The sequence below is a fragment of the Mesorhizobium sp. BHbdii genome (assembly GCF_053848045.1).
On the sequence record NZ_JBSPKX010000289.1, the window covers coordinates 1 to 409 of the forward strand.

General features: G+C 60.6%; 1 protein-coding gene. It reads right to left on the reverse strand.

Annotated features, from left to right (window positions below):
- Positions 1-67: 67 nt before the first annotated feature.
- A partial coding sequence (locus tag ACWTU8_RS33080) for an NUDIX domain-containing protein (protein ID WP_455851409.1) occupies positions 68-409 on the reverse strand: 342 nt, incomplete at its 5' end.

Consider the following 409-nt stretch of genomic DNA (forward strand, 5'->3'; position numbering starts at 1 on the left):
TTAGCAAACCATTCATGCTCGACACATCACAGGGTTGTGAATTTGCCCTGGAGAAAGCGGAGGTCACCTAGGAAAATCTGTGCGGGTCGGCGCAGAAATAGGCGATGATCTGGCAAAGGTCGGGTTCATTGACCATGCGCACAGCTTCGCTGGAATTGACCCATTTGCGGGCGCGCGAGTGCTTTTCCTTCCAGCGGTCGGCGATCTTGTCGACATGCAGCGGAAACACCAGCACCTCGCAAGGCACTTCTTCGCCGGAGGCCAGCACCTTGGCGTAGAAGTAACGGCCGGCTTCAAGATGCGAGATGCTTCCGCGCAATCCGGCTTCCTCGCCAGCCTCGCGGGCCGCCGCCTCGCACAGCGGCTCCCTGGCCTCCGGCCAGCCCTTCGGCAACACCCAGCGACCAGT